21 protein-coding genes are annotated in these 22,155 nt (G+C 37.7%); 12 read left to right on the forward strand and 9 right to left on the reverse strand.

Going from position 1 to position 22,155, the window contains the following annotated elements:
- Nucleotides 1-33: 33 nt before the first annotated feature.
- The 6 genes from FSB73_RS23425 to FSB73_RS21940 all read right to left on the reverse strand — a co-directional run bounded on the left by FSB73_RS23425 (nucleotide 34) and on the right by FSB73_RS21940 (nucleotide 5,309).
- Entirely contained in the window at nucleotides 34-201 is a 168-nt protein-coding gene (locus tag FSB73_RS23425; RefSeq protein ID WP_158639666.1) for a hypothetical protein, read from the reverse strand.
- 213 nt (nucleotides 202-414) lie between these two features.
- On the reverse strand, nucleotides 415-1,833 hold the full coding sequence (locus FSB73_RS21920) for a hypothetical protein (RefSeq protein ID WP_146787291.1): 1,419 nt from the start codon (nucleotides 1,831-1,833) through the stop codon (nucleotides 415-417).
- Nucleotides 1,834-1,838: 5 nt separating this feature from the next.
- Entirely contained in the window at nucleotides 1,839-2,588 is a 750-nt protein-coding gene (locus tag FSB73_RS21925) for a hypothetical protein (protein WP_146787294.1), read from the reverse strand.
- A 664-nt stretch (nucleotides 2,589-3,252) separates the two neighbouring features.
- Nucleotides 3,253-3,687, reverse strand: a complete 435-nt coding sequence (tnpA, locus tag FSB73_RS21930) for an IS200/IS605 family transposase (protein WP_146787297.1) — start codon at nucleotides 3,685-3,687, stop codon at nucleotides 3,253-3,255.
- A 459-nt stretch (nucleotides 3,688-4,146) separates the two neighbouring features.
- A complete protein-coding gene (locus FSB73_RS21935; protein WP_146787300.1) occupies nucleotides 4,147-4,668 on the reverse strand; it encodes a T9SS type A sorting domain-containing protein in 522 nt (173 codons plus the stop codon).
- Nucleotides 4,653-5,309 carry a hypothetical protein gene (locus tag FSB73_RS21940; RefSeq protein ID WP_146787303.1) on the reverse strand — a complete coding sequence of 219 codons (657 nt, stop codon included), beginning with the start codon at nucleotides 5,307-5,309 and terminating at the stop codon, nucleotides 4,653-4,655. Before FSB73_RS21940 ends, FSB73_RS21935 begins: the two co-directional genes overlap by 16 nt.
- A 1,016-nt stretch (nucleotides 5,310-6,325) precedes the next feature.
- On the opposite strand from FSB73_RS21940, the gene FSB73_RS23430 reads away from it, so the two are divergent.
- The 10 genes from FSB73_RS23430 (at nucleotide 6,326) to FSB73_RS21985 (ending at nucleotide 16,932) form a co-directional block, all read left to right on the forward strand.
- Nucleotides 6,326-6,475 (forward strand): hypothetical protein, encoded by a 150-nt coding sequence (locus tag FSB73_RS23430; RefSeq protein WP_158639667.1) that lies wholly within the window; start codon nucleotides 6,326-6,328, stop codon nucleotides 6,473-6,475.
- A gap of 186 nt (nucleotides 6,476-6,661) precedes the next feature.
- Nucleotides 6,662-8,458 (forward strand): hypothetical protein, encoded by a 1,797-nt coding sequence (locus FSB73_RS21945; RefSeq protein WP_146787306.1) that lies wholly within the window; start codon nucleotides 6,662-6,664, stop codon nucleotides 8,456-8,458.
- Nucleotides 8,459-8,544: 86 nt separating this feature from the next.
- Nucleotides 8,545-9,711 (forward strand): hypothetical protein, encoded by a 1,167-nt coding sequence (locus tag FSB73_RS21950; protein WP_146787309.1) that lies wholly within the window; start codon nucleotides 8,545-8,547, stop codon nucleotides 9,709-9,711.
- Between the two features lie 919 nt (nucleotides 9,712-10,630).
- Nucleotides 10,631-11,083 (forward strand): hypothetical protein, encoded by a 453-nt coding sequence (locus FSB73_RS21955; RefSeq protein ID WP_146787311.1) that lies wholly within the window; start codon nucleotides 10,631-10,633, stop codon nucleotides 11,081-11,083.
- Nucleotides 11,084-11,475: 392 nt separating this feature from the next.
- A complete protein-coding gene (locus tag FSB73_RS21960) occupies nucleotides 11,476-11,715 on the forward strand; it encodes a hypothetical protein (RefSeq protein ID WP_146787313.1) in 240 nt (79 codons plus the stop codon).
- 7 nt (nucleotides 11,716-11,722) lie between these two features.
- Nucleotides 11,723-12,577, forward strand: coding sequence for a DNA-directed RNA polymerase subunit alpha C-terminal domain-containing protein (locus FSB73_RS21965; RefSeq protein WP_146787315.1), 855 nt, complete (start codon nucleotides 11,723-11,725; stop codon nucleotides 12,575-12,577).
- A gap of 530 nt (nucleotides 12,578-13,107) precedes the next feature.
- Nucleotides 13,108-13,470, forward strand: coding sequence for a hypothetical protein (locus tag FSB73_RS21970; protein ID WP_146787317.1), 363 nt, complete (start codon nucleotides 13,108-13,110; stop codon nucleotides 13,468-13,470).
- A 533-nt stretch (nucleotides 13,471-14,003) separates the two neighbouring features.
- Nucleotides 14,004-15,008: a helix-turn-helix domain-containing protein gene (locus tag FSB73_RS21975; RefSeq protein ID WP_146787319.1), complete on the forward strand. Its 1,005-nt coding sequence runs from the start codon at nucleotides 14,004-14,006 to the stop codon at nucleotides 15,006-15,008.
- 325 nt (nucleotides 15,009-15,333) lie between these two features.
- Nucleotides 15,334-15,828: a hypothetical protein gene (locus tag FSB73_RS21980; protein ID WP_146787321.1), complete on the forward strand. Its 495-nt coding sequence runs from the start codon at nucleotides 15,334-15,336 to the stop codon at nucleotides 15,826-15,828.
- 147 nt (nucleotides 15,829-15,975) lie between these two features.
- Entirely contained in the window at nucleotides 15,976-16,932 is a 957-nt protein-coding gene (locus FSB73_RS21985) for a helix-turn-helix domain-containing protein (protein ID WP_146787324.1), read from the forward strand.
- Between the two features lie 524 nt (nucleotides 16,933-17,456).
- Here the strand turns inward: FSB73_RS21985 and FSB73_RS21990 are convergent.
- A complete protein-coding gene (locus FSB73_RS21990) occupies nucleotides 17,457-17,873 on the reverse strand; it encodes a hypothetical protein (RefSeq protein WP_146787326.1) in 417 nt (138 codons plus the stop codon).
- A 1,103-nt stretch (nucleotides 17,874-18,976) separates the two neighbouring features.
- On the opposite strand from FSB73_RS21990, the gene FSB73_RS21995 reads away from it, so the two are divergent.
- Entirely contained in the window at nucleotides 18,977-19,399 is a 423-nt protein-coding gene (locus FSB73_RS21995; RefSeq protein ID WP_146787328.1) for a MauE/DoxX family redox-associated membrane protein, read from the forward strand.
- A gap of 91 nt (nucleotides 19,400-19,490) precedes the next feature.
- Nucleotides 19,491-19,856 (forward strand): hypothetical protein, encoded by a 366-nt coding sequence (locus FSB73_RS22000; protein ID WP_146787331.1) that lies wholly within the window; start codon nucleotides 19,491-19,493, stop codon nucleotides 19,854-19,856.
- 57 nt (nucleotides 19,857-19,913) lie between these two features.
- On the opposite strand, the gene FSB73_RS22005 is transcribed toward FSB73_RS22000, so the two are convergent.
- A complete protein-coding gene (locus FSB73_RS22005; protein WP_146787333.1) occupies nucleotides 19,914-21,296 on the reverse strand; it encodes a RagB/SusD family nutrient uptake outer membrane protein in 1,383 nt (460 codons plus the stop codon).
- Between the two features lie 19 nt (nucleotides 21,297-21,315).
- On the reverse strand, nucleotides 21,316-22,128 hold the full coding sequence (locus FSB73_RS22010) for a hypothetical protein (RefSeq protein WP_146787336.1): 813 nt from the start codon (nucleotides 22,126-22,128) through the stop codon (nucleotides 21,316-21,318).
- Between the last annotated feature and the right edge of the window lie 27 nt (nucleotides 22,129-22,155).

Genomic DNA, 22,155 nt, shown 5'->3' on the forward strand with positions numbered 1-22,155 from the left:
TTAGGCTTTAATAGCGGCACCCTTTTCATTGCCTTAAATGGTATTTTTGTCTCTTGGAAAGAAGGCAATGGGAAAGCTACGCCCCTTACCCTTACCAATACTCATTCCCTTACCAATACTCATTCCATTACCTTTACCAATTTTATAACCTCTTCCATTACCCATTAACCTTCCCCCCTTTTCCTTACTGATCAAACTCATTCTAATGCGTTTTAACGCTATCCCAAAAATATACATCAACTTGAGAGAGTAGCAATCCAGAGAGGATACCATAAACTGAGACGGAATTCAAGGTACCTCCCTGGTTGCCTTTTATACTCAATCATAACAGCCCATTACATTTCTCTTTAAGCAGCGCTAGCCTGGTTACTCTAGCCAAACAGTGATTGGTATCCAATATGCAGGCGCCTGACATTACTGCGATCCTGCAGTTTGATTAAGCGTCAGCACTTGTCCGCTGCCATCACCGCCAATCCCACTGGCCAGACTGCAAGGGTCACTTATGTTTGTTGAAAACATTAGATCACCACTTGCGTCATAGACCTGTACTATAATTGGCATGCCTGGAATGATTCTAGCAGGCAGCTCTTGCCCATCTTTAACGGTTCCACTCAAACTGTAGATTAGCAGATCCGTCTCTGTACCACCGCCAGTACTCCCATTTTTGGTCGAATATATTTTAAGGGTTACTGGCGTTGTAGCTCCTTTTGCCAACCAGGCGGCTTTTATCTTAAATATTAAGTTGGATAATGCTGTATTATTATATGCCTCAGTAGCAATACTACTATTACAAGCCGGAGTAAAATCACCTACCATAAACCAGCTTAAATGATCTACTAAAAAATGAACATACAGGTCTTCATCATATTTCTCAACCTTACCTGTGGTCTCAAATTGAAAATAGCCATTATCTGTACTATAGCTGAATACCTTTAACTGGTCGCCTACCTTTACCCGTTGGTTAGTCTGGGGGTTTATAAAATCAGGATTCAGGCGAATGGTAATATCAATTGGTGTGGTAAATCCCTTTATCTCCTTTCCTGCAGCTGTCATTGAAAGCTCAATCAGCCCAGCTGGCAGTAAAGTCCCCGCCAGAAAACTTCCATTTTCTACCTTGACTTTCTTTTGTGTTAAATCACCACCCGGGAATGCCTTAAGTGCATCATTCATAGACGCCTCTACATATAGCGAGGTTATCTGAATACTTGATAGCGGATTACCGTTATTGCCACCAATGACCGAACCATCCAATCCTTTAAAGGCGGCTCCCTTCTTAAATTTAACGGTTGTTTTACCTGTTGTACAGGTACAAGTGCCTGGCCCCACATATATAACTGTATCTTTTATCACCTTGCCGTCATTTACTTTCATGGTGATGTTTTTGACTTCCACGCCCTCTGGTGGCTTGGCGTGGTTAATCATTAACACATAATGTGAAGCACTGCCACTATCGGCCACCGTTATTTCTACCGGTAAATTTATCGTCGAATAGCCTGACTTTTTAATAATCAAGTTAAATTCAATTGAGTGACTCTCAGTAGGCGGATTGCTCGGGTCTACCGCTAAGCCAAGGACCGAACCTTTAACCTTAAAATTCTTATGACCATTCAGATCAAAGATTCTGGAGGCGTCCTCTCCGCTTAAGGTAATCGTAGCATCCTCCATTTTGGCACCTGAACTGCTCGTTATATTAAACAAGGTCTTATACTTAAATAAGCTGGCATTAACAGCAATCTCAACATCTTTTAATGCATTGGTGCAGCGGAACATTAATAGTCCCATACAAAGCATCAGACTGGTCAGCCAGATCCCAATGACGGTATTTCTTTTCATTGTGCCTAAGTTTTAATAATTAAAAATCCATAGCTAATTCCTACCTGAACCACAGGCAGCCACCTATAACTTCTCATATTTCGTTCAATAATCCCTTCGTTAGAAGTATTTTCAGATAAGAGTTTGTCTGCCGTTACCTGTACATCCGGTGTGCTCATATAATAAGATCCGATATCAATATTAAGTCCCAGATACCCTCCTTTAAAGAGGCTGCCCAGGTATAGATTTCTAATACCTACCCCCATATAAGGTGCCCAGGGTTTCCACTTGATATTGGCCTTAAATTTGCCCACATCTGAATTAGGAATCACGATGTCTCCATAATGATAATCCCCTTTGAGTAGTGCCGTGGCATCCGTCTCTGCCTTGAAAAAATAAGCAGCACCTCCGATTACAGCTAGTTTTTGCATCAATAAGGAATTGCTAGCGCGTCTAAAAGGTTTCACCTCCACCTTTAATGATCCGTTATAGAACCGGCCTTTCATATCCATATTATATTTATTGTTATCCCAACTTCTAATTTTACTAAATCCAAGTGGTGCTATTGAACCCTCCAGCCGTAAAGCAAAGACCTCACTGGTGGCATAAGCTGCATTGAGTCCAAATCCCTGGGTTCCCAGGTGTGCGCCTAAAGAGTAGCCAACCAGCATATCTTCTACATTTTTATAACTATTATTACGCTGCGCCCCAGCAGTAAAAAACACGAGCGAGCTCATCCACAAAAGCCCCATAATTAGTAATAATTGGTATTTCATATTTCAAATTCAATAAACACAAATACACAGCCTATAACCTGTCGTTATAGATACAAATCAGCATATCCATGGATGATTACTCAATAAACAGTTATCCAATGACTTTTAGAGAAAGCCATTTTCAGTAAAACAAAACTAATCCCAAACGAACCTGCTAAACGCCTAACTTTAAATATAAATAAGAGATGCAGTCTATCCTTTACTTATTTGGTTCTGGTCTTACTCCTGGTGTTATTCCTTTTCCTATTCACAAAACATCTATATTCTTTCTCTACCCCAACCTGTGCATTAAAGTGAAGCAATAAGGTGCTCGTTAATTTTGGTTTTAAACAGTAATTATATACCCTTTATCGTTTTTGTTTCCGATTTGGAAACAAAAACGATATATCTTACTGCAAATATAATATCATTTTTCATAAAAACAACTTTTCTTGCATTTTTATTCAATTTTTCTTTTAATAGAATAAGTGAATAGGCAGCTTATAGTATTCATCGAATTATATAGCAGTAAGTTAGGGATATTTTTTCAGGTATATTTTCTTGTATAAAAGGAGTTATTCGCTGGAAAAATAATCGAAAAATGTAAAAGAAAGCCTGCCAATAAACAAACTTTCACATGTAAGGTGAAAGATTTAAAGAGAGTTGGTTGGGAGTATGGCAAGGTTCAGTCTGTTACTGTGAAGCTGTCATCATTTTCCGTTGCCTCATCTTGGTTTTCGATGTATTCCATAATCATCTCATCCGTAATGTTTCCATACGTTGCCACAAAGTAGCCTCGTGCCCATAAATGCCGACCCCAAAATATTTTTGACAGTTCCCGGTTTTCCTGTAACATCTTATAAGAACTTTTACTTTTCAGATCCTGGGCCAATTTATTGATTGATAAGTACGGTGGTACTGACACAATTAGATGAACGTGATCCTTGGATATATGCCCCTTTATTATTTCGACCTCGTTTTCTTTACATACACCTCTTATGATCTCGCGGGCCCTATCTGCAATTATTCCGGTCATCACCTTCTTTCGGTACTTCGTAAGCCACACAAGGTGATACTTACAGTCGTAGGTAATATGTGGCGTTTTCCGATAATTTTGCATAACCAAAGATACATGAACATCCTTAAACTAAAGTCTCGGCTAAAGGCGAGGAATTTAATCCTTGAACCAGCCACTAAAATGGCCTGCTCTAGCCCCATGGCGTCCTCAAAACTGCGGGATACAATAGTAATTTCATGTATTATGCCACCATTAGGCCACCGGTATTGGCTCAGGTAGTATTGACTCCACACTAGTGCTTTAAAAGGCAAGGAAGCGAGCGGCTTTTTAATTTTAACACCTTGTCATGAGTGGTTTTGTCAAAAGTGGCAGTCGTCTGCCCCAATTCATGTACTGTTTTAACGCGTCAAGAGAATTGCCGCAGGCAGTAAATAGGCCATTTTTTGGAGAAAAGGATGGGGTACAATCCTTTTCTCCAATAATGATATAGTTAAGAAGGCTAAAATGTTTAAAATAAGGTGGCTATCCTAACCATTTAACGCGGCAGGAATAGCTATACATTTATTGTTTGATCATTTTTAATTTGGCAATTACCTGGCCATTTTGGTGAAGTCTTAAAAAATAAATACCATGGGCCAGATAAGATACATTTAGTTGCCATTTCTCGGTTTGTCCGGGTAATATAATAGACTTAAGCATTTGACCACTGGCTGTTATTATGTCCAGGGTGACGGGACTTTGAACAGTTTTTGGTGCTGCTATATTCAATTGATTTTGAACAGGGTTAGGATACAGACGCCAGATTGTCGCTGAGTTTGAATCTGGATTTGGACTAGGGTTTGGATTTGAATTCGCAATATTGACCTGGATGATCTTACTATAAATAGCTGGACCACTAGTGGACTTTACAATTTTTATCCGGTAATAATTGAGTCCTGTCTTGGCACTTGGGTCCAGAAATGTATAACCTTGCTGGTCTTTGTTTGCTGTAATGTCCACAGAACCAACGTCTTCAAAGTTTTTTTGATCCAAGCTTCGCTGTACGGTAAATGATTGTACGCCGGTCTTTACCCCAGGTCCCATTTGAGCTGTACTCCTTGTGTCAGTACCTCCCCTTTAAATAAGGTAAATGTAATAGGTAGAGCCGTAGCGGTAGTGGTTTTAATATCATCTAAAAAGAAATAGATATCCGCTGCCCCATTTTGTTGCTCTATTCTAAATTCATCGATGTATTGCCACTGAGGATCGGTTAGATTGACCTTCAATGGGGTCAGGTTAGTGGTCTTAATTGCCTGAGTGACCACCCGGCTACCTCTTAAGTATCCTTCTGCCAGCCAGGTGGTTGTTCCACCATCAATTGTAAAAGAAGACAGCGCAAAGGGTTCTGTCATAGAATTTGCACTTTTCATAACGAAGGTTTTAGCTACATGATATTCCCCATATACATTAAGGGCGTTATCATTTGTGCCATTTGCCATGTTTGTTCCTCCATTATTAAGAACCAGATTGGTTACGTCCAGATAGTTTGAACTTGGATCGGCAACCTTCCCTGTATTATCTAAAATACTCAAGCTCCAATTGCCAATAATTCGGGAACTCTTGGTACTTAGATCAAATCCATTGGCATCTACGGTTATTGCATCGAAATTTTCGGAAGATTGTGCCCTGATAAGGGTTGGTATGGCGCAAATTAGAATGAAATAAAGGCATATAAAGTGTTTCATCAGTAAAATTTCCTAGGTTTAATTTTTAATGGGGTGATTCTATCTATTTCAAAGCCCGTTTAATTCGGGCTGGTTTGACGCGAATAGATTAGAGAAAATAGAATGACCAGTATGTGGAATACTAAAGGGACAATCAAAGGGGTAAAACAGATATCGAAAAGTGGTAATCCAAGCGGATAAACGAATGATTTCCAATAATTGACTGAATTTCAAATTCATTTCTAAGGTGACTATTTAATAAAAATGCGCAAGAAAAGAGATGATCTTAAATGATCTCCTTTGATGCGCAATAAGTAATGATTAATAATTTCTACAGACTTCCAATTGATTATCAACTATCTAAATCTAAGGGTGTAGTCAATCAACTATTTTGTAGTCTGTCCAAGGCTAGCGAAAATAAGGATTAATTTTTTAAATTATATTACTTAAAACTAATAAAAATCGCAACCCGGTGATTTAGATATAATTAGAAACTGAAAAAAATATTTTCCATGGATTTGGTTGATGGGCAGGGCCGGATGTACTCTGATCTTCGTCAAAACAGGGGGAAACCCCATGGGGAAATTTTCATTAAAATTATATGAGATTGAATGCGATTAGTTTAGCTCCATGTACTATTCTGAATCCCGTCCTTATATTACATGCCGTTGCATAAAACGCATTCCAATGGTTTCAACGAAGAAGCGCCGTTTCCATAGACTGGCAGTATTTATTCTGTAAGGAAATAAAAAACAACGCTATACCCGCCAATAAGCATTACCAGCTTGACTTCTTTTGCCAAATGATTTATGGGCCAAGCTATTTTGCTGTTGGCTGGTATTATTTAGCGCTATAAGTTAAAATTTACTCATCTAACTATTTTCTATCTATGCCGCTTCAAAGTATCAACAAGTTATGCACAGAAGCCAACCTCGATGTCTATGCAATAGCGATACACTGTATGTCCGGTCATTATTTAATTAACTTTGCGACGCATCTGGTTGTACAGCAAGACAAATAGATAATTTTAAATGAATATGACTGACAATAAGGACGAATATCTAGCAATATATAAAGAAATTGAGCAGGCAGAGCTCTTTCAACCGGAGGATTTTAATCAAATTGAGCCCATTAAAGTTTTTGTAAAACAGCACGGTCTAAGTCAGCCAGCTTACAAAGCTGCCTGACTTTAAGTACTTATGCAAAGAATTCCAAAAAACACCTAATAGTCCGCGCATTTCCTATAAACCCATAAGTTTTGGTAAGTTTGTCAGAAAATCTGACGACAAAAAAGGACTAAAGGGATCGTTATTAAGCAGTTATAAAGCCTAATTGGCATAAATCTAAGGTATTTAAAAACGTATTATAGAGAAGTGAAGAAGAAAACGATGGAGAAATGGGTAAAGAGAATGGAAGAAGAAATAATTGGCAATGGTAAGGAAACTGGTGAAGGGCCGGCTTTGGATAGTAATGACGGGAGCATGGGAAGGAGTACTGAGCTCAAACACAAAACCGTTCGGCCATTTGAACACCAGATAGCGGAACGCATCCAACTGGTTCTAAATGATCCTGACAACTATATCAGTCTGCCGGAAGATATACACCGCCAGATACTAAAGGGCTTTAAGAAAAGTGCTGCTATGTATTACGAACATTCTTCTGGCTGGCTTTTAAAAATCCGGCACTTTTGTGACTGGCTGAAAAAGCAAAATACCAGTCTTGCTGTAGAAAAACAGCTGGCGGATATGCTGGAGAAATTAACAAGGAGAAGTACCAAAAAGGGGATTAACGAGCTATTTCAGTTGTTATATACTGACAAATTGCTATTAGGCCTTTCCTATATTTATTATGGGCAGAGTGATAAGGACTGGGCTTTTTTGGATAAGCTCATTTGGCAAACCTACGTCCCCTACCCTGACGCCATGAATTTATATGGCAAGGCGCTTTTTGAAAAAGCGCCCGACCAGGATGGAGGCGTTGTCCTTAAAGCTGCCTATGCCAAATGGGAGGATTTTCTGACAGAGAATTATTATGAAAATAATCCATATGACGTCTTGAACAATGACCATGGGGAAGACGACGATCGCAAGGGCAACGAGCAAGATGGCAAGGTGGAAGAGAGCTATAAAGGTCCTGACAGCGTTGAAGCGGACGGAGTGAAGCCTGATAAGGATCATTGCGAAAGTAGTAGTAGTAGTAGTAGTAGTAGTAGTGGTGATAGTAGTAGTGATGGTGGTGGAAGTGATGATGATAAGAGGCAGGCACCCAGCTTATGGGCTGATCCTACTAAACTGATCTTTGAACTGCCGGAGTTTTTACGGCTGGGTTTTAGGGAGGCTGCTCGTAAATCAGCTGACTATTATCTTAGACCAGTAGGTCTTCCAGAGCGTTGCAGAATATATCTCTCAGAAGCTGCGGTATATGAGGATTTGCCAAAAGTTAAAGCCTATATGGAGCTTGGTAAGTTTAAGTATACAAAAAGCGGCTTTATAGCAATTGGCTCCATTAAAAATTCTTATGGTAAACTTAAGTTGTCCCCTTTAGGGTATGACAGGGGCTTTATTAAAACAATGCTGCTGGCCTCCCATCTGGATTTTAAAAAGTATTCCAGCACGGCACCCGTGCTGGATACCTTATCTCAGCTACTGAAACTAAAACAACCTGACTTGCAAATCTTGAATGCGACCTTGTTCCCTTTTAATAACCTGCGTGAATTAAAACTGGAAAACTTCAATTTTAATGCAATGGCGGACGCTTTTGATCTACTCAGGCTTTTCCCAGAAGGGGAATGGATAGAACTGGGTCAGTTAATGCGCTACCTTAATATAAATGGTTTACTGAAAAAGCTTAACCCATTAAAATGTGGCGAAATCTTGTGGGTTGTAAAAATAGCGGAGAATAACCCAGCCTTTGAGCAGTATAATGAGGGGGACTTGGCTGTGCGAATGGCATATCTGCGCAAATCTTTTATTACCGGTGTGCTGCTCACTGCCGCCACATTTGGGCTATTGGATCTTGCCTGTGATCCAAAGGATTATAATTTATACTGCGATTCCATAAATGAGACCTATCCCTGGACCAGCTTTACTGCCTGCAGACTGACGCCGCTTGGGGCTCATTTTTTCAAAGGTAAAAAAGACTATTCGCCACCAGTGGCAATACTTGGGTAATTTGGTAAACATAATGGCCAAAATAGAAGGCCATGGTAAGCTATATTAAAAACCAATCCTTTATATTAAGGTCAATTTTAATAATTATGTCAAAACAAAATAATACGAGTAAATATCAATTTAATAAAATCAGCCAGGAGCTCAAAAAACTAGAATTTAAGTTCAGACAGCTCAAGACGCAAATGGACGGGTTAAGCGCTTTTTACACAACGCAGTCTTGTGTCACTAGAACTGCCTATAACCAATTGCATGCGGACCTTTTGGGGCTACTTTACCAACTGTATCATTTAAAGCCATCGCGCCTGACTACGAAGTCAAAAAGACAACTGCAGTCTGTAATCCAATGGTATTACGAGACAACTGAAATTAATTTGTTGCAGCAGCTTCCACTGGGAGAAGAAATCCATCAGTTCCTCCATAATGAGACGCTGGAAGAATACTATCAGGATGATTTAGGCTTTCAAAAGGAGGAAGCTATTTATCATCTGGAATATAACGGGATTTCGTTTGACAAGGCAGCAATAGAAAATGCGGCTACGCTACTGGAATTGGAAAATAGCTATTTAAAAGCCATAGAGACGCATTATACAACGGCTTTTATGGAACACGCCCCTGAACTAATCCCTTTATACAATCCTGGTAAAAGATCCATTCTGAAAAAAGTCGTCGACCCGGAGATCATTAAAAGGTGGCTCCAAAAACTTGAAAGGATTCATCAACGCTTATTTAAGGTAATTGACCTTAATCCCGTGATCCTACTAATTATAAAGCCAGATTTTAAGTGGGAAATTATTGGCGAAGAGTTAGAAGAACAGGAATTTTATTTACAGGAAGCTAAAAAGTATTTTGATGATCTGGACGCAGAGCAGCTCATCTTGCTTGGTTTTGACTGGCTGAACTATATGCAAGATTTTATCCGAAAGCTGCCTGAGGTGGATTTAAGCACTTATATTGAATATATGCGTGAATTTAGAAAGGAGGTAAGCATTGTTATGGAAAATATCCGTGGACAAGCTAACCTGGACGAGCTGGCACTGGATTTTCCTACCGAGTCCCATAGTTTGAATACACTGACTATTCTTCAAAAAATTGATCTTCTGGACATTAATATTACAAAGCATATATTGATACTACTGACAGATATTTTACAGCAGGACTCGCTCAGCGCCTCCTACCCGCCCCTGGTAGAATTCCTGGCATGGCTCGACAAAAGGGCCAAAACTAATCCAGATTTTGAAGAGGAGGATGAATAAATAATAATAAGTAAAGAAGAAGGTGTAGTAGTATTAGCAATAATAATAATAATAATATTAATGTGCGCTAATTTTTATTCGCCAATTATGCAATACAGACCCACAATACCATTACTGCCCCCTGTAACCAAAGTGATAATGGAGGCAAATATGGTTACACTAGCACTCCTTTCACATGTTCAACTAAAAAAAATGCCTTGTTGTACCTATCCCTGTCCTTTTGAGTATCTTTTCAGACCTGGTGTAGGCATTAACCCAAGCCAGGTTTTAACCATCGTGTTTGGATACTAATACTAGGCGGCATTGAGATAGTGCAGTAATCCATAGCCTTTATTTAAGTTGTGCATTAAGCTATAACTCAATAATTAAGTATTATCTAATCCCACCCGGCTTTTGAAGAAGGTTCTTCTATACCTTGACCAATGCTTCTATAGTCCACTGGCCATTAACTTTTACAATTCTGATATCAGATAAGTAATCAATAAATTCTCCATTAATTTAATTGATAACATATTATTACTTTTCAACAAGTCATAACTTCTATGATGAACTTGAAGATTTTGGATAAATAGCATTACTAATGCTGAGCAGTCTTGTCATATTTGGGGTCCACTAAGGCAAAAGTCACTAAATCGATATCTCCTGCATAAGAAAATGCACCCGTCTGTACTAAAGTAGCGGTACTAATCTGCCCCTTGCTATTCTTATAATTTACGTATATAACCCTGGAAAAAATAAAACCAAAACCAACAGACGGCGGAAGAATACATTAAAAAAAGACCAGAATAAGGTGGTTTACGACACTACCTGGTCATAGCTAATTGCACAAATTAGTCAATTTTTCAAATCGCGCCAAAATTCTTGTTCAATTAACATAACCTGCTTAACTTCATGATATGGAAAAGAAAATATATACTTTTTGGTAGTACGAGTAAATGAGCAAGAGTTTCTTGCCACTAGTGAATTCGATGGAAAAAAGATGTTCGTTATGTTCCAATCTTTAGAACAAGTCAGGCACGGGTTATCAGACTTCTACCGAGTCTTATCAGCAGGTCCAGTCAATGACCCGTTAGCATTCACGGAAGCATGTAAAAGATTAGCCAGATTTCTACCTGCAGTCGTCAAGTTACCAGCGGATGAATTAGAAACAATTTTAACCAATGCGAAAACAAATGACAATATGTTAAAAGCGCAAGACCCCACCTTATTTGACCGGCCTATGTGGTATATCAGGGTGAAAGACGGGTTTATAGAAAAATATTTAGCACTAGATATAATAGAGGACATTCAATCTTCCTTCGCAGTTGACCGTGATGGCAAATTCATCTTCAACCAAGTCAATTTCCATAATATGGATAAAGAACCAAAATGACTCCAAGAGATCCGAAGGATATTTTAAGGCAGCTAGGACTTCTTTGGCAGTTAGAATTACCTCATCCAATCGATGCAATAAGCTTGGTCTAAAATGTTCCGGTTCAGCATTAAGTCATAAGGCAAGCACTCAAATAAACTTGAAAGCGGCAATTCTCCAAACCGCAATGGACAATTTATGTACATAATTATATAAACGGAAAGTATATAAAGAATGGGGAACCTATAATTTCAGTAGATACAAAGAAAAAGAAGCTGGTAACGGAACGCAAGAATGGAGATCAGGCGCTATGGCTAAAAAAAGCCCACGACCAGCCAAAGTAGATAATTTCCAGATTACAAAAGCTGCGCCTTTCGGCATTTACGACACAAGCAATAAACTTGGATTGGTATATGCGGCAAGACAATGAAACAAATCTGAATCTGTTATATTTGGAAAATAACAGTATTAAAAAAAGGGAAAGTGGTGGTAAAGAAGTTAAAAAAATCCATGTAACGGCAGATGGAGGTGATTTAAGTAATTATCGCATCAAGCTTTGGAAAAGTGGAATTCAAATAAGTAACACATATTACACAACAACATTCATAATGTCTACTAGGTATGTTCAAAAAGAAAACAAAAAAATAATATAGTTACAATATGATAGATCCCAGCGTAATTTTAGACAAATTAAAGCTAAATACCCTTAGCGGGGTAAGTAACATCCTAAAAGATGAACAACTATGTTCCAGGATTATCCTGGAGAATCCCGTTAGTATAGATGCTTTTTTGAAAGAGAAAATAATATCCAATGGTACATTAAAAAAGCTAATGGATGGGAAATTAATTTCTAGTTTTTCAAATACCGCAACTCGAGGAGCTAAAAAGTTTATATTCAGAAACGAATTAGAACCTTTTCTGGATAAGCAACTCGTTTATGATAAGTCAATATTAAATAACCTTAGAGAGACCAATGAGTATATTATTTCTATACTTGAAAACGGCCTGGATCAGCAGCAATGCGACGTGCTTCACCTCTATTTATTAGAATTTGGGAACAAGCAAGCTGTAGAAAGATTTTCAAAAAAATATGGTATATGTATAGAGACTACAAAAAATATAATTTCAAGAACCTTTGCTCAGATTAAACGTAAGAGCGGGATTTATAGAAATTATGTAAAAGACCTAGATATTAAGCGGGATAAATTAATTGATGAAGTAAAGGTCCTTACAAAATTGAAAGCCAGTTTATATAAAAGGATAACACATTTAAAAGAGAAAAATCAATTAGATGATACCGCCGAGAACCTGGAGCTCTTAGGTTCCGACTTTTCCTGTCTCGATTTCCCAATAAGAGCTGCAAATATCTTACATGAAATGAGGCTGAGAACCGTTCAGGATGTACTCGAAATTCCCATTTCCTATTTAAAAAATCGTCATGGTATGGGAGAAATGACTATGAAAAAAATACAAGCAAAGCTAGCAGAACATAATTTATACTTAAGATCCGATTAGAGATATACCAGTAAATAAGTTGAATCTCACTTTGCCTGTGTGGTATTGTTCCTGACTGGTATTAATATCCTATCTAATTAGTCCTGTTGCCTTACTATTAAAAAGTGCGGTACCCATGATGGTTTATAACGGCCACATCGTAGAAAATCCTCACTTATCCGGCTTTTTCACAATCCAGACAAACTTTTGCCCTGCTGCTGGTTGTCGGTGCCAGCACCGACAACCAGCAGCAGGGCATTATTAATCCTATAATCCGTCCAAATTAATCCTACAGCAATCAAGTAAATGAGTACCGGTTAAAAATTTAGGCAAACAAATATCATTTTTGACACCACTTTTAAAAAATGATTGCTGAATTTAGCCCTGTCGTTAAAATAAATCAGGAAATAAGCGTTTAAAACAATATGGCTTCCAGGCATTTAGACTTGCTATTTTCCAGACTTAACTGAATTTATAAAACAGTCACAAAAAATACAAATATATGAAACAGAATAAACAAAAGATGGTTTATTTGCTGGCTTTAAGAGAAAATGGGAAAGTTTGTCTGCTTGAACCAGATGGGTTATTTTTTAGCCGAGCAGCCAGTATGTCTTGCTCTCCCTGTACAGGAATTTGACCAGATTATAAATGAAGGATTTATCTATCCGAATGAGACGTTCTATGTTAGGATGATTCACTTTCGGAAGAAAGAAGTGGTAAGGATGGACCTGCGGGAGGATTTTTTTGAAAAATACAGGATATACGATATTGGGAGAAGTATGGAAGAGATGATCGCATATTATGAAACAGGCATTCTAAACCGGCTTGATCGAGAGAACGCTTCAGGCATTGCCCAAAACAGGGATTCAGCCGTTGCAGCAGGCACTGCTACCAATATTACTAAAGGGTCGTAAAGAGGGCTACAGACGTACTACAGAGGTAGCCTCGAACATAACTGCTAGCATTGCTACTAACGTTGCAACAAACAAATCGGCCGGCAAAAACTGATTTAAGTGGCTTTTCAAGTTCTACTTGAATGCGACAATAATAGATGGGAAGATGAACGTACAGATAAAACATGCCATCTATTTTAAATAAATGGGGATCATAAACGTAACTACAGTTCGTTACCATTTTCCAGATTTCTGAATGATTGCGATGAACGCTCAAATTGATTAGTTGTGCATTTATCTTTATTTAGCCTAAATACTATTGTTTTGCAATAAGTTACATTGTTATTTAAATTTTTTATTTATCTTTGACTCAGAGATTGGCTTTCTGCCATTACTGAATATGCAGCAATAGTCAATCTCATATAAATTCGATTACATCACCACTTGCTTGTGAGGCGTTCTTGTAGGATGTAATGAATTGTATTATTATTATAATGAGTATTGCCCTCTATCCTACCTGAACTTTGCAAGCATGGCTTAAATGGCTATTTGGTATGCATAAGGAACTATTTCAGGTTAAGTTTTTACATCAAAGGGATGCACACTGGCAGGAAGTTAGTGTTATTAACCAAATCAGAAAGCACGGCCCACCTGCGGTTAAATATAATTTAACGGGCCATCTATTTGATATGGATTTTATCGGTATTACAAGGCCGAATTTTGACATCTGGACTAGTCAATACTTAAATGAAGGGAATTCTTTTACGACTGAAGCCTATATCCCAGGTCCTCTGGTAGAACTGGGATTTAGCCTGGGAAATAATGGCACATTAGATTTAAAAAATATTGGCAAAGTAGACTTAAATTCCTGGCAATATTTTTTAACCTCATTGCCTTTTGTTGAAAGCAAGGTAACAACAGATAAAAATAGCCAGGGTTCTACACTTGATTTCTATTTTAAAATAGAATATTTAGAAAGCATCTGTCATTTCTTTCCGGATACGCTCTATCCACTCATTAATGATTATTACGCTGGCAGGCCGCATCACTTCTATCTATTTTTCCCCTACTGTTCTAAAGAGATTGGGTATGCCCTAATACAAATTATTAATTACCTCTACTTTGATTATCGACCCTTTGATCCCATCATGCTGGACAGCCATGTCCAAAAATTACTATTTTGGGTGTTAAGTCGTCGAAAAACAATGACCTTCCCTAAACTAAGTCGTCAGAACCAAAGTAAAATCCTGGAAATTGGGGATCAGCTTAAAAATAATCCAATTAGGCATACTAATATTGCAGATTTGGTGAAAACGACTACCACAACCAATTTGACCTCCTTTAAACAATCCTATATTGAGGTCTTCAATGAGTCCCCTTTTCATACAATCAATAAGGGTGTAATGGAAAAGGCCTTATTTCTATTGCAAACAGGGACCCATTCCATTACACAGGTTGCCAAATTATTAAATTATTACAATGTCCATCAATTTAGCAAGGCTTTTAAGGCTTTCTACGGCTTTACACCCACTGAAATGCTTACAATATACCGAAAATAATAGGCAGCTAAATAGCTAGTCTGCGGTTGGATGGTTTAATGGGTTACAAATAACCCAATAATCCATACAACCACACTAAGTCTATGGCTAGATAAAGCGGTATACAGCATTACTTCAATCTTTATTATTCTAGCTTAATCGATTAAAACAAAATTGTTTGCTCCATTCACAAAAAATTTAGGTAAAAAATATCATTTTTGACACCACTTTTTATTAATTATTACAGAAATTAGCCGCAATTATTAATTATTCATCCAGATGCTTACTAAATCTGGATGATTCAACAATGTATTTTTATTTACATTTTTACTTAAACCACCAAATAATGAGTAAAGACAGCATATCGATGGTATATATGATTGTTTATAGAATACGAGGTAAACAGTTCATTTATGGCACAGGTGGCTTCACAAGCTCGTTATTTAAACCAAAGTATTATAAGCTTCACCAAGATGTACACGAGCGGTACATAAAAGAGACTCAATCTTTTCCAGCCCAAGGCCATGCTCTAGTACCAATAACATTAAAAATTATTAATGCGGTATCAAAAGATTGCAAGAAGACATATTTAGATTTTCTTTTAAGTACCCGGCCGGCCTGTCTTGCGCTTCCAGCGCAAGACCTAAAACAAATATTGGATACATGGGTTATATATCCAGATGAAATTACTGAGCTCATGGACTATTGCATGCGGGATTCTAAAAAAGCTGTCTTAGATGTGCGGGAAGGCTTTATTGAAAAGTACCGATTATATGATATTGGCATAAGTATGCAGGCTATGCTGTCTTTTTATGATTCTGGTATCCTGCAAGAGCTTTAAGAGAGGAGTACCAGTATTTTTCATCTGGGTATCATTTTAGGTTACAGTTCAAACTGCCCTTTAAACACTGCGTAAGCCAAACTAAGGCATCAAAAAGGAATCAGGTACTTATTTCTATTTAAACAAGGCCTTAAAACAAAACCTGATATGAAAGAATTTTATTTATACGACGACCAACACAAGCCCCTTGAAATTAAGGCAGGATTCCCGACAGAGGAAATGGCCAAGTTAGGCTTCCCGGGCGCTGAAAAGTTTCATGTGATGGTTGGCAAGCTGCCACTGCTCTTTCAAACAATTAAAGTAGGTGAGGTGGAGATAGCTAATAGCGATTATTTGACGGCAGGTAACGGAAAATTGGAAGCAAAGTCGGAGGAGTCTTGTATAGAAATTCATTTTCTCTTGACCGGAGCGGTTCAAATTAACCTTAATGGCTTTGGCTGGACTTTACTCAAAGCCGGATCTCATAATTTAACTACTGTCCCTTCGGTCCATTCCGAAGTCTATTTTAAAACGATACCCGCCTCTACTTTAGATATCCATATACCGGAAGCTAAGTTTACTTTACTTGTCGATAAATATCCCAAAATAGCCAGGTTATTAAAGGCCTTTAAAGAAAAGCAGGATGCGAATTTGAATGAACTTAGAATAAAAACCACTGCTTTAATGTTTCATTTGATTGTCCAGATAAGAATAGCATTAAGGGCTGGCCTTGAAAATGAGCCGTCCACCATAGAAATGGTTGAACGGCTCATTTGTATGGTCATTGAAGAAGATAATGGAGCGCCAGATAATAATTATACCTATGAAGAAATAGAAAAAATACACCTGGTTTATTTACAGTTAGGTATGCGCCTGGATGAAAAAGATACGCTTTCAAACAAATTAAAGAAAATCAAGATAAAAGCAGCTAAGTTTCGGGAAGGATTTAAACTGCTGTTTGGCTGCTTACCGCGTTATTATCTACAGGAAAAAAGACTGGAGAAAGCTTATAAACTGGCAACAGAGGATCGTGAGAAAACAATCAAAGGTATTGCCAATCTCTGTGGATATGATTCGAGCCGGTATTTAGCCAAAGCTTTTTTCAGCGTTACGGTATTAAATTAGCTGATATCTTGAAGCAAAATCGAGAAAAGAACAAGTAGGATTTGATTTTCAACGATTTAAATTTTTTTTTAAGACTTTTTAAAGCACTCATAAAGGGGTACTTGGCGGATTCAGGTTCAAAGAATAATTATGGAGCTTGATCATTTAAATTGATTACAGTAGCACATCTTTTCTGGCTCAGAAACTGGGCTATCATCCAGTAACTGATTAAAATTATAAATGATCTTAATCAGGTATTGGATGATGACTTGATTATGCTTGACGTTTCTCCATTTAAAATTTTTGTGGGGGAGGGAAATTAGGGCGGTTGATTTTTAAAAATACCCGCTAAATATAATAATACAGGTTGGTATTATTTAAAGTTCCCAGCTGAATAAACAGCATTTTAATATTTACCCTCCGCCACAAAACACCCTAAAGCAGACCACGATCTTTTAAAATTTTTCTAATATGTTCTTCTGTAGCTATTGTGCCTTCACCTTCGGCCTCTTCAATGATATTCACGTTAATAATCCCGTCTGCTCCTACCCTTGCTGTTGATTGTATATCTTCCATAAGATCCATAACCTGGTGTTTTCCACAAAAGACTTTTTCATTTTGAGAATATACATCGGACCTCCGTCTGCACATAGAGAACCTAGCCCAAATTCAACAAATTCTTCTTTTACCGCATTGGCTTTAAGCTTTTGAAATACGTCTTCTTCAGCCAATTCAATAATAACGGGCTTAAGTATTACCATCATTCGTAAATAATGGCCATACACATCAAAATTCTTAGGAGGCATATCTGTTAGCAATTCCCTTACACCTGCAAAATATTGACGAAACTGGTCCATATTTTGAAAGGCCAACGGTTCATAGCTTTCACTGCCTTTGCTAAATAAAACAAATTCTAATCTCTCCATACGAGCCGCTAATAATAAAATCTTATTTTTATTCATAGAAAATAAAGATAAGGGTTTCGGATAAAATTTATTCTAAAATATGGAAAAAAAATAAATAAATTTTAAAAACGCTAATCAAGATCGCTTCAAAAATATCAGTCAAGGACCGCTCCAAGGTTTATATTAAGGCTTAGCTTTATCCAAATCTAACCTATACAACACGTGTATTGTGGCGATTTTATTAGCAAGATAGGCTGCAAAAATATACGAATACGTCCTGCATTTTAATATTGAATAAAACTTATACCAGTAACACAAGAAAAATCATACCATCCAATCTGAACAGCTAGCTGTTCAGATGTTCTATGCAGTATTTTCAGTACATATTCCAGTGTATTTAAGGACGCTAGGATTTACCATGCGGGCAATGTCTCTGTTTTTACAAGGCTTTGAGTATATGATTTTAGTTTTTATTAATCCACGTTTTTTTTAATCGTTATGAGCTTAAATTTTCTGATGGTTGAAATAAAACCTAAGAAAACAATAAGGATAATTTGATTTTCAATTAGTTATCATTTTGTCTGGTTTTTTAAAGCACCTTTCAAGGTTGTTTAAACACTCCTATGGAGGTAGTTCTAAGATCATTTAGGTTCCTGGAGTTTTAGGACATTTGTATTGGAATTAGGGATAAGCATCTTACTGCAATTATAAACGAAACAAAAGTGCCCCGCAGCAGTAAACTAAGGTCACAGTAGCGGTAAAAGGAAGCAACAAGGCTTTGATGGCGGGATGGGCCTCAGGTAAAAGAAAGCCGGGTCGAGCAGATCGAAGATTAATTGATCACTAAGCGAAAATAACTTGGACAATTACTAGTAGCAGGTAGCAAGGAGCTAGCTAGAGGAATGGAAGGAATTTCCAAACAACCGAAAAAACTAAAAAGACAGACAGCAAGCATCGAATAAAAAAGTTTTAATAGGTATTCCGTTGCAATTTTAATCAAAACGTTTGAACGTTTAAGCAACAATAATGTATTACAACAAAAAGAGGGCAAGCAGCCTATTACAATTAGAAGACTTCAGTAAATCAATTAAGGGATCAAACGAGTTAAAAATGAAAAAACAGCAGACCATAAAGATAATAAGCATGCTTTTGATCCTACTGTGGGTGTATGCTGCTATGAGCAAGCTGATGGTTTTAATGTTTTTGCCTATCAGCTAGCTAAGCAGCCTCTTCCCTCCTGGTCCATGCCTATACTTCAATGGGCAATACCAACCGTTGAATTACTGGCGGTGGTGCTTTTAAGTTTCCCGAAATCCTTAAAGCAAGGTTTTATGCTGTCTTTTCTGCTGATGGTGGCATTTACGCTTTATGTGGGGTTTGGATTGGCCCATGTATATAGTAAAGTTCCATGTAGTTGTGGCGGCATTTTAAATGGTGCTGGATGGCTAGAGCATCTGGTTTTTAATATTTGTTTTACCATTTTGGCCTTTTTAGGCTGGTGGTTGATTAGAAAAAATAATGAGGGCACCTCAGACCGTTCTGGTAAGTATCCAGAACATAAAATAATTAAACAAGCGATCTAACCTTTTTAAAGATATTTTTTGCGCAAAAATCAGGCAAAGAACCCATCGCCTGAAATTAAAGTTGGGTTCAAAAATTAAAACAATGTCAACTATGACAATTTCATCTAAATTCCTGACCGTCCTTGCAATCTTGGGCGGCACAGTACTGGCCGGTCTTACCAGTGGTTTTACAACAGCAAAAGACCCAGATCCGACTTATTTCTTTGAACATGTGCCGGGCACAGAAGTATCTAACCCCTCAAACTGGACACTTTCGCCAGATAGAACGGGGTGCGATGGTGAGGATAAAAGTTGTAAGATTGAGTTAGCAGCGGATTATGTGGAGGTAACAGCTACTCAGACAATTATCGATTCAACAATTTTGCCTCAATTGCCAACAACCATGTCGCAGGCTTTATTTGAAGTTCCTGATGCCACTTCTGGTGTATACGAACACATATATAACCAGGATCAATAGCTCGGATGCCAGGAATAAAGAAGCCTGCCGTTAAACTCGGCAGGCTTTTTAGTAGTTTTATTGTGGATTCTGTTGCATGCCTGTAAGGCTTAAAAGGTCTGTTGCTAATGGCAGTGCAAAACGATTGTCATTGGGAGACAGTATATATGATTTCCCTTCTATTTGCCGTCTAATACTAATATTTGCCCCTTCAAGATTTAGGCGTTTAATATCCATCCACCTCAATCCCCTAAATACGAGTTCTTTTCTGCGCTCCTTTAATATCAGCTTCAAGGCTTCGGCTTGTGAACTAGCGGTGAATGGCTTGAAAGCGCCAGTTTTCCACCTTTTGATAAGGAGCTTGTTTAAATCATTCATTGCATCCTCTACCTGGTTATTTCTAGCTTCACATTCCGCCTTTACTAAATACATTTCATCTGTGGCAATACCAGTAAAGTAAACACTGCGACCTTTATAACTACCGTAGAAATGAGCGCTATTTCCTTCTGGCGGAGAAAAATATACCACTTTTCTTAAATCGCTAGCTTGATAACTGTTATATAACAAAGTATCCACGGAAGCATGCTTGTTATTAACAGAGGAAAAGGCACTCAAACCTATATAATTTATATGTATTATTTCTTTATTTTGATCAGGTATGGGGTAAATATTGGTCATATCCACATCATTAGGATCATTAAAATCCATTAATTTACTATTAAATTGTAGGCACTTATTGGCATAAGCCAAGGCACTGTCATATAGTCGCATCGACAAATAAGCCCTCGACAAATAACCATATACTGCCGCTTTAGTTGGTCGAGTTAAATACTCAACAGTATTAGGCATAAAAGAGAGTGAACTTTTTAAATCCTGAAGTACTCTTTGATAGGATTCTTCCACACTTGCTCTCTTGGAGGGCACATTAAAATCAGAACCTAACCTCAAAACAATACCTAAATCCTGTTTTGCCGTTTCTTTGTTATAAGCTTTGGAAAACAGCCACGAAAGTTCTAGAAATGATAACCCTCTAAAAAATAATGCATCACCCTTGAGATAATCCCAGGCATCAGCATTCAGCGAAGTTCTTTTAATTTTTGTTAATTGGTCCAAACAAAGATTGGCATTATAGACTAAAAAATAAATATCAGGCCAATCAAATCCATAATTATAGTCACTTTGCCCCGCCAGGTCCCAAATATATGCCTCCCTACAATATACAGAGACGGCATTATACTCTTCTGGCGTTAGAAAGTAATCATCTGCAGAAGCCAAACCTATTGAAGGGCTTGAACCATTCATATATTGTCCATTATCCAATATTGCCTGCAAGGCTGGCAGGTTGTCAGGTACTACTAATTTGTCATCAGATTTGGCTTCCAGGTACTTTTTACAACTTGAGGCAAAAAATGAAGCCATTAGCGTAATACAAATAACAATAAATTTCATAATCTTATACATAATAATATGTTTTAATAAATTAAAAATTTGCTCTCAAACCGAAGGTGAGAGAATAGGTGCTTGGAATACCTGTTGGGTTAGCAGGATCAAGATGATCTTTGTTTGCTCTCCATAAGATTCCTAAATTGCTCGCAATAATATAAAGCTGCATCGTGGAGAAATTGAGTCGTTTCATCAGGCGATTCTCTTTAAAGTCATAAGAGAGATTGATAAATTGCAACCGTATATTATCACCTTTGTCCACATTCACGGAGGACATTTGATAGAAATTTTCACCTGCCGAGTTTACTGGATAAACCATGGAAGGAATATTGGTGGTTAATTCATCACCAGGTTTTTGCCACCTTTTAGTGTAGAGTCCGTAATCAGTACCACTTTTAAAAAGTGCAGCGTAGCTAAGGCCCTGTTTTCTGAAGAAAAAGTCCAGATTATAGTTGATAGCTGCGGTGAGGGAAAACCCTTTCCAGGTTATCGTATTATTGATGGAACCAAAATATTTAGGCATGAACTGTCCATCATAGACTAGGCTATCAATACTGGTCGCATTAAGGCTTATTGCATTATAATCCGTACTCAATTCCCCGTTAACATATCCTTGTGGCTGCCCCTGATTATTTAAGCCGCCCCATTTGTAACTTAATAAAGCATAAACAGGCTTCCCTTCCTTTGGTGAAATAGAACTCCCCCAAGTAGGCACATAAACAGCCCCACTGGTATTATAATATTTGGTAACTTCATCGGTGTTGTAGTTAAAGAGGAAATCTGTCGTCCACCGGAATTCTTTATTGATATTTAAAGATCGCAGTTGCAAATCCACGCCTCTACCAATCATATTTGCCACATTTTTGTAAGGGTTCTG

The organism is Arachidicoccus ginsenosidivorans (genome assembly GCF_007971385.1).
Lineage (GTDB): Bacteria > Bacteroidota > Bacteroidia > Chitinophagales > Chitinophagaceae > Arachidicoccus > Arachidicoccus ginsenosidivorans.